Below are 5,802 nucleotides of genomic sequence, written 5' to 3' on the forward strand. Positions count from 1 at the left end.
AATAATATGACACCAAAGTCTGTAACATTCAATAGTCCTCTTACTGGCAATTTATCGCTGTCGAAACCGGATGTCCCGTCAAAGGGGACAGTTAAAGATAGGCAGATAGATTATACTAGAGGTTTTGATGTAGAGCCTAAATATAGCTCTTATGAGCAAAGGGTAAAAACAACACCTGTTAATAAAGGCGAATGGAGTAGCGAACGAGCAGAGTCGTTATTTATCTCTGATAAGACCGGAGAAGTTAAAAAATATCTTGATGAAGCTGGCGTTGACGGAGTTGAGTACAAAAATGGAATGCCAGACTTTTCACCATTCTCCAAAGGTGAAATAAAATTAGAAAACATGACTAATGATAGAAAATCAAATTTTTCAACTGCTGATGAAGAATTGGCTAAAAATTGGAGTACACCAGATAAAAAATGGACAGCAGAAGATGTAGCTGATTGGCGAGAAGATAATAAATATACTTGGCATGAACTTAATGACTTGGAAACAATACAATTGGTACCTAGAAAAATTAATAGTGTTTTTGGACATTTGGGTGGAGTTGGCGAATATAATATAAAAGTTAAGTTAGGAGAGTAATTAAAAATGACAATGATTAATGATGATCTTTTTGGAGAACTTGAATATAAAAATAATTTCTGGAGAGGAAAAACAACTCTTAGAATGTTTGACTTGGAGAAGGAAATAATTTTAAGTATTGATGGACATGAAAGTGCGGATTTTTCCAATGTACAGAGAGAAGCATTTATAAATTTTATTCAAGATATGAAAAATATAATGAATGAGGCAGAAAAACTAGTATATGACTACTATAGTGATAATTATGAAGAATATAGAGAGAGGTTAGGGAATAAATCAGAAGCAGATAATTTTGCTCCAAAAGTTGAATCTGCCTCAGATTTAAAAAGTTTAGTGAAGCCAACTGAATTAATTGTAAGAAGAGTAAGAAAGAATGGAAAAAGAAGACTAGGTTTGCTTTGTGATGTCTCTTGGGATATTGAAAATGGGTTAGGAATAAAAATTGAAGATGAAAATGTAGAAGAAGTAGGGTATCAAGATATTGTACTATAATTTACCTGAATTAATGTAAAGTATGAGGGTGTAAGTAAAGTATTTGATATACTAAATCCAAATGGAAAGCAACTCGATCAGGGAACTCATCAAACGTTATTGGCAAGAGGTATTAGGTAATTTAAAAAAGTATATTATGCCATAAAGAATTCAACTTTTAAAGAACTTAAAACCGTAGCCTTTTTCCAATAATCATCTGTTTTAGAAGTAATATTCTCCGCTTCATACAAGTCTTTGAGTTGAAGGTTCTCTTTCACGATAGATTCATAAAGTAATTTAACAAAAATATCATTCATTATTTTATTTCCTCCCTTCTGGTGTATTTTTGGGGTTTAAAGATAATTTATAATATTTAAAACCTTGATTGGCTAACTGTCTTTCAAGGTTTTTTAAATTCAAAATTCCAAAAAGAAACGCGACGATACAGTTTTACAGTTGCATGAATTCGATAGTTGGATGGTTTTCAATTTGGATTAGATCTAGCAGGGTTAATACCAGGAATCGGAGAAATAGCCGATGGTTTAAACGGAGTAATCTATTATGCTAGAGGAGATAAGTTAAACGCAGGTCTTTCCTTTGCAGCAATGGTTCCATTTTTAGGCTGGGGAAGTACCGGGACTAAAATTGTAAATAAAGGACGTAATTTTTTTCAGCCCAAAAATGTCCTAAACGATGAGATAGTAGAATCAGTGTCTACTTCCGTTTATCGTGATATGGTGAATAGTCCACTGATTGGTTCGCAGTCGCAATTAAATCTGTTTACTAGCTTACAGAATCGGACACCGTATACCAATAATAGTCCATTCATGTTCAACATGCCAACATCTAAAACTCCCAGTGGCGGTGTTCATCCAGAGATCCAGAACCCGAACGTTGCCAATAAGACTCCCGATTTGGACGGCAATGGAGCGAATACAAATAAAGGACAAGCATCTGCAGTCCAGCCGCCATCTAAAGGGAATACACCTGAAGCCAAAAGTGCGGTTGCCAGCCCTACTAAGGGGAATCCAAATGAGCAGATACAGGATCTGCCGAAGGTCGTTGGTGGCAATGGAGATCACATAAACCTGAGCAACACTACGATTCCAAACAAATCTACTAAAACAGTCACTACACCAACGGCAAAAGCGAACAACCCAGCCCCAGTTAATAGTGGGAAAGCCCATGTGAAATCAGAGACACCGAATACGAATATACAGGCTAAGCCAAAAGTTGTTGGAGGAAATGCAGATTATACAGCTCCACCTAAAAATACGAATACAATTAATACTCCATCTGCAAAAGTGGATACTACACCAACAAATAAAAGTATTGATAGTAATGTTAATTCAGATGTAAAGAGTGTGGATGTTGAGACTAAGGGTTCGGGTGAAACTAGTATATCTAAGCCAGCAAGACCTAAAGCAAGTAGCGTGAAACCCGGAGTAATAGAGAAACCTTCTGCTAGTAAAAAACAGAAGGAAAAAAGATTGTCAAATGAGCAATTAAATAATCTTGTAAAAGGCAACTTTGTTAAAGAAACCTCTAGGACTAGAACCTTTACACCAGAAACTATGCCAGGAAGTAAAGATTTTGCAAAATGGTTTAATGATTTGAGCATAGATGAATTTGAATTAGCCTGGTCTACTCCAAAATTAAGGACTATAATTGAGAGTAGGATTCGTTATCCCGGTGGCTACCATGAATGGCATCTAGTATCTCGAGCACCAATTTTTAAACGGTGGGACATAACGGCTGAAGATATAGCAGAAATGAGAACGTTAACGAAAGACGTTGAGTTTGTAAACCCAGTAGGAAGACATGGGTTTGATGGTTCTGGAAAAGCTCATAGAGAGCTTCTTGATCTGATTGATCACTCACTTGATTATGAAACATTTAAAAGGAAATTAAGAAATTGGGCACATTATAGGCTGAAAGGCGGAATTGATTCATTACCTGAAGGGCTTAGATAATTAGAAATGGGGGATTAAGATGGAAAACCCAGGAGCTGTTTCTCTTTGGTTTGGAAATTGTAGTAATGAGGATTTTCTAAGCAAGTATGTAGAAATAAAATATGATAATGAGGGAGACAGAATTCCTTCAAGCTTTATGAATGATTTTAAAATAGACTTTCTTGAGTATAACCAAGATTTATTAGAATGTACCTACAATGAATATCCTACGTCTTCTTTGTCTGAATTACTAAAGAATGCTTCATATTCAGAAGCACTTATAAGTGAACTTAAAGACTTTTATGGTGAAAGTTTAGAAGAAAAGTACAATATTGTTATTCGGTTATATGATTTTGAATATGGGGAACTTGTTGAGGAAGCAAAACTTGATGGTAGGAACCTTAAATATATGGGGTCTGTTATTTATGAAGATTAGTAACTGAATAAGATTATTAATATAGTATTTGTAGCCGCGAAGCACTTTTTGTTAGTTGACAAAAGGTGCTTTTTTCCGTTTATCGGAATATGGCCAACAGTCCACTCATTGGATCGCAGTCACGATTAAATCTGTTGACTAGCTTACAGAATGGGACACCGTATACCAATAATAGTCCATTCATGTTCAACATGCCAACATCTAAAACTCCCAGTGGCGGTGTTAATCCAGAGATCCAGAACCCGAACGTTGCCAATAAGACCCCCGATTTGGACGGCAATGGAGCGAATACAAATAAAGGACAAGCATCTGCTGTTCAGCCGCCATCTAAAGGGAATACACCTGAAGCCAAAAGTGCGGTTGCCAGCCCTACTAAGGGGAATCCAAATGAGCTTTCATTTACTGATTTACTAAATAGAATATTAGTAAGTAAAGGCAATGGTGAGAGCTGGTATTGGTATATTGATGAGTTTGAATCACTAGGAGATGCTTATGATGGAATTGAAATAGAATAGAAATTTAGAAATTTTACTTGTTACCTTGATTGGCTCAAAGCTTTTCAAGGTTTTTTATTAAATGGGAGTTATACATATGGTCAAATACAAGCAAATGGGAAACATGAAGCAATAATTTAAAAGGTTACTAGGTTACTAGGTTACTAGGTTACTTAATAAAGGGATTCATTTTCTTATAAGTTCTTAAGAAAGATGAAAATCGATAGGCTTTGTTAAAGCAATTAAGTTTAAAAATATCCTAATCGAAAAGTCGAAGTAACATCGAAAATTGATGAAGGAATTAAAGTAACTGGTAGGCTTAATTCTAATGATTAAAAATGGAAAGTATATTGATTAGTTGGAGGTTAATTATGGCTAATACTAAATTTAGTTGTTTAACAGAAGATGGCAAAGTAATATTTTTTCTAGGACTTTCAGAAAAAGCTTTGACTGTCTTTTCACAAAGGAAAGATCAAACTCTAGCCAAGGAAGTTATTTATAAATGTTGGGAGTGGCTAAAAGGTAAAGAAAATGATGGGGATATTCTTTATGAATTATTAGATAATGAGGAAAGTGGTATAACAATAATTCAAGAGATATCAGATAATGAAACAGATGTAATAGCTTGGAACTGTATTATTGATGCAGTTGCTTTTACTAGCAGAAAAGCATTTGAAAGGGAATGCGTCAAATATTATCCAGAACCAATTGCTTTAGTTGATGATACATTAGTAGAACATTTTATGGATTGTTTTGAAAAATGTATAGAGGATTCAGATAGATATATTCAGAGAATAAATTCTTTATTGGCAAATTATAAGAATGAGAATATTGCGGCGAGTGATTTGCGGACAGAAATTTTAAAAGAATTACAAATACAAAATTAACTACTTAACAAGGAAATCTAAAAAACAAGATAAATGATTAGTTAACCTTGATTGGCTAAAGCCTTTCAAGGTTTCTTTAATGTATATGATATGAAGTACAAAACACTTAAATTATAATAATCCAATTCATGATAATTCCAAATAACTAATTAACTGAAAATTAATATTTCTTTCGAATCATTTTAGAGTTACATGGGAGTCCACACTTTACCTTTCAATATAAAAAATGGAATATTATAGATAATGATAGATTGCTATAGGAGGAGAGATTATGTCTATAATATGTAAGGAAGTGTTATATAATAAAGCAAATTGGAGATATTTAAGCCCTAATCCTATGAGGGCACGCTTATGAAAACGTTAGATGTCAACCTACTTCAAGATGGTTTACAACGCAATATGGCTATGCTAGAACGTCTAGAAACGGAAGTAAGTAATATTAATGATTCTATTAAGGGACTTGTTGCAATGGAGGAAGTATTGAAGGGGGCTGGAGGCAGTGCAATTCGAAATTTCTACTCGGAAGTTCATCTCCCATTCCTTCATTTCTTCCTTTTGTTCACAGAAAGATTCAAGCAGCAGCTCCAACATATAGAGACAGCACTCACATCGTTAGAGCCGGATACTGCTGGTCACATCCTTGAACAGTTTTTAGAAGGAGAATTGGAGCAGGGACTTACCCAGATTGGTACTTTAACTGAAAGATTCACCAACGATGCAAACAGTATTATGGAGACCGTCAGTGATATCGTTGCTTTACCACCGCTAGATGATAGTGAGGTACAAGAGGGAGTTCGAAATTCTAAACAGAAACGTGACAACACAATTACAGATCTACATCAATTTGATACTTCCCAAACTACATCATTAAGCACCGTTGAACAGAATCTACAAGAGTGGATCTACGTCAATATCCTGGACATAAAAAAGTTAAGTCTCTGTCAGAACGGCATCCAATCATGGAGCGTCCTGTA

8 protein-coding genes are annotated in these 5,802 nt (G+C 34.8%); 7 read left to right on the top strand and 1 reads right to left on the bottom strand.

What is annotated here, in order from left to right; all coding sequences use genetic code 11:
* Positions 1-588: HNH endonuclease (locus HF876_RS18495; RefSeq protein WP_205964178.1), on the top strand; the 588-nt coding region annotated here is incomplete at its 5' end.
* A 6-nt stretch (positions 589-594) separates the two neighbouring features.
* Positions 595-1,080, top strand: coding sequence for a DUF6985 domain-containing protein (locus HF876_RS18500; protein WP_169361527.1), 486 nt, complete (start codon positions 595-597; stop codon positions 1,078-1,080).
* Between the two features lie 134 nt (positions 1,081-1,214).
* Here HF876_RS18500 and HF876_RS18505 read toward each other — a convergent pair whose 3' ends face one another.
* Positions 1,215-1,376 (bottom strand): hypothetical protein, encoded by a 162-nt coding sequence (locus HF876_RS18505; RefSeq protein ID WP_240949837.1) that lies wholly within the window; start codon positions 1,374-1,376, stop codon positions 1,215-1,217.
* Positions 1,377-1,532: 156 nt separating this feature from the next.
* On the opposite strand from HF876_RS18505, the gene HF876_RS18510 reads away from it, so the two are divergent.
* The 5 genes from HF876_RS18510 to HF876_RS18530 all read left to right on the top strand — a co-directional run.
* A complete protein-coding gene (locus tag HF876_RS18510) occupies positions 1,533-3,032 on the top strand; it encodes a hypothetical protein (protein WP_169361528.1) in 1,500 nt (499 codons plus the stop codon).
* A 19-nt stretch (positions 3,033-3,051) separates the two neighbouring features.
* Positions 3,052-3,447 carry an immunity 22 family protein gene (locus tag HF876_RS18515; protein WP_169361529.1) on the top strand — a complete coding sequence of 132 codons (396 nt, stop codon included), beginning with the start codon at positions 3,052-3,054 and terminating at the stop codon, positions 3,445-3,447.
* Between the two features lie 65 nt (positions 3,448-3,512).
* Positions 3,513-3,962, top strand: a complete 450-nt coding sequence (locus HF876_RS18520; protein WP_169361530.1) for a hypothetical protein — start codon at positions 3,513-3,515, stop codon at positions 3,960-3,962.
* A gap of 350 nt (positions 3,963-4,312) precedes the next feature.
* A complete protein-coding gene (locus tag HF876_RS18525) occupies positions 4,313-4,828 on the top strand; it encodes an Imm6 family immunity protein (protein WP_169361531.1) in 516 nt (171 codons plus the stop codon).
* Between the two features lie 351 nt (positions 4,829-5,179).
* A partial coding sequence (locus HF876_RS18530) for an LXG domain-containing protein (protein ID WP_205964179.1) occupies positions 5,180-5,802 on the top strand: 623 nt, incomplete at its 3' end.

Source organism: Psychrobacillus sp. BL-248-WT-3 (genome assembly GCF_012843435.1).
In the GTDB taxonomy this organism is placed as follows: Bacteria; Bacillota; Bacilli; order Bacillales_A; family Planococcaceae; genus Psychrobacillus.